Source organism: Mycetohabitans sp. B8 (assembly GCF_021991875.1).
Classification (GTDB): Bacteria; Pseudomonadota; Gammaproteobacteria; order Burkholderiales; family Burkholderiaceae; genus Mycetohabitans.
Window position 1 is genome coordinate 1 of the sequence record NZ_JAHLKR010000044.1, and the last position, 3027, is coordinate 3027.

Consider the following 3027-nt stretch of genomic DNA (forward strand, 5'->3'; position numbering starts at 1 on the left):
GTCAACACGATCTGGTCATCGGCACGCCGAGCGCGAACCGGGGACACACCGCGATCGAGCCGTTGATCGGCTTCTTCGTGAACACGCTGGCGTTGCGCGTGGATCTGTCGGGTGAGCCCAGTGCGGCGCAACTGCTCGAGCGGGTGCAGCGCACGACATTGGACGCGCAAACGCATCAAGACCTGCCGTTCGAGCAGGTGGTGGAAATCGTGCAGCCGTCACGCCGCCTCGCGCATACGCCGCTGTTTCAGGTGATGTTCGCGTGGCAGAACAATGAGACCGAAGTATGGGGCCTGCCCGGCCTCACTGCGCAGCCGCTTGCGCTGGACTATGACGTAGTCAAGTTTGATCTTGACCTGAATCTGTATGAGGCAGCCGAGGAAATCGTCGGCACGCTGAGCTATGCGACGGCGTTGTTCGAGCGCGCGACGATCGAACGGCACGTCGGATACCTGCAGACGATGCTGCAAGCGATGGTGGCCGACGCGCAGCAACCGGTGGCTCGCGTCGAGCTGCTCACGCCAGCCGAGCGCACCTTACTGCTGCAAACGTGGAACGCGACGCAACACGATTATCCGGCGCACCAATGCATCCACCAGCTGTTCGAAGCGCAGGCTGAGCGCACGCCCGAGGCAACCGCGCTCGTGTACGAAGATCAAACGCTTAGCTATGCGCAGCTCAATGCGCGAGCGAATCGCCTCGCGCATCGGTTGATCGAGTTGGGGGTGCAGCCTGAGGTGCGCGTGGCGCTCTGTGTCGAGCGCTCGCCGGCGCTGGTGGTGGGGCTGCTGGCGATCCTCAAAGCGGGGGGCGCGTATGTGCCGCTGGATCCAGCGTATCCGGGCGAGCGCTTGGCGTACATTCTGCGTGATGCGGCACCGGCGATGGTGCTGGCCGATGCGGCGGGCCGCGCCGCGTTGGGGGCCGCGGCGCTGGCCTCCCGCACGGTGCTCGATCCGAATGTGCTGCCGGATCGAGCGCACACGAATCCGTCGGTGCCGGGCTTGACGACCCGCCATCTCGCGTATGTGATCTACACATCCGGCTCCACTGGTACGCCGAAGGGCGTAAGCGCGACCATCGGGGGACTGACTAACCGCCTGCTGTGGTTTGTCCTGGATGTGCTGAAAGAACCGCCGGTCACTGCATTGAAGACGAGTATCGGTTTCGTGGACTCGGTCACCGAGGTACTTGGAACGTTGCTCGCGGGTGGCATGCTAGTGACGTTCGACCATGCTACGGTTAAAGACGCGTCCTTATTCGCGCGACAGGTCAGGCAGACTGGCGTGTCCCATTTGGTCGTCGTGCCATCGTTGCTCAAATCTTTTTTGGAAGGGGCAAAGGAGCAGCTCGACAGGCTACGAATACTCGTATGCAGTGGCGAGCGGCTAGCTCCGGAGTTGGCACGGCAGGCTGTCGCCACATGGCCGAGCATTCGGTTGCTCAATTTTTATGGATCGTCGGAAGTCAATGGCGACGTCACGTTCTATGAATACGGCAGCATGGACCCAGTACTGCCACAGGCAGTCATTGGGCGACCCATCGCGAATACACAAATCTACATTCTTGACCGCCACGGCCAGCCGGTACCCGTAGGAGTAGCCGGAGAAATTCATATCGGCGGTGCAGGCGTGGCTCGAGGCTATCTGAACCATCCCGCCATGACGGCGGAACGCTTCGTGGTTAACCCGTTCCAAGGAGACCGTCAGGAACGAATGTACAAGACGGGTGACCTGGGTCGTTGGCTGGCGGACGGCAATATCGAATACTTAGGCCGCAACGACCATCAAGTCAAGCTGCGCGGCTTTCGCATTGAACTGGGAGAAATCGAAGCCTGTCTCGCTGGGCACCCGCAAGTGCGTGACGCTGCGGTGCTGGCGCTGGGCGACGGCGGCGACAAGCGCCTGGTCGCCTATGTGGTGGCCGAACCCGATGAACGACTCGCGAGCACGCTGCGCGCGCATGTAGCCGCCGCACTGCCCGAGTACATGGTGCCGGCCGCGTTCGTGCGGCTCGACGCGTTACCGTTGACGCCAAACGGCAAGCTCGATCGGCGTGCGTTGCCCGAGCCAGACACCGACGCGTTTGCGCACCAGGCGTACGAGGCACCGCAAGGCGCACTCGAGACGACGCTCGCAGCGATCTGGGCCGAGCTATTGGGTGTTGAACGTATCGGTCGGCACGACAGCTTCTTTGCACTCGGCGGCCATTCGCTGCTCGCCGTGCAGTTGATTGAGCGTCTGCGGCGTCGGGGGCTCGGATTGTCTGTGCGGACGCTGTTCGACACCCCGACGCTCAGCGCGCTGGCGCAAACGCTGGGCCAGCCTCGCGATGTGGCCGTGCCGCCCAACGTCATCACGCCCGAGACCACGGCCCTCACCCCATCCATGCTACCGCTCATTGAACTGACGCAGGCCGACATCGACCGGATCGTCGGGCAGGTGCCGGGGGGCATCGCCAATCTCCAAGACCTCTATGCGCTCTCGCCGCTGCAGGACGGCATCCTGTTTCACCATCTGCTGGCCATCGAAGGCGATCCGTATTTGCTGATCACGCAGTTCGCTTTTGATAGCCGCGCGCGGCTCGATCAGTATCTGGAGGCTGTCCAGCAGGTCATCCACCGGCACGACATTCTGCGCACCGCGTTTGTGTGGGAAGGTGTGTCTACCCCTGCGCAGGTGGTCTGGCGCCACGCGTCGCTGTCGGTGACCGAGCTCACGTTGGACCCGGCCGATGGACCGATTGCTGAGCAGCTGGCGCGGCGCTTTGATCCGCGGCGCTACCGTGTTGATTTGACCCAGGCGCCGCTGCTGCGCTGTGCGATTGCGCAAGACACCGATGGCCGCTGGCTGCTCGTCCAACTGCTGCACCATCTGATTGGCGATCACTCGACGCTGGAGGTCCTACACACTGAGGTGCAGGCGTTCATCGAAGGCCGGGGCGAGACGCTACCCGCAGCGCAGCCGTTCCGTCATCTGGTTGCGCAAGCGCGCTTGGGCGTGAGCCAAGCCGAGCATACGCGTTTCT

The 3027-nt window shown here is 63.0% G+C and carries 1 protein-coding gene; it reads left to right on the plus strand.

Annotated elements, in window-relative coordinates; all coding sequences use genetic code 11:
* Positions 1 to 3027 (plus strand): amino acid adenylation domain-containing protein (locus KQH60_RS14595; protein ID WP_237577127.1); only part of this gene is annotated, 3027 nt, incomplete at both ends.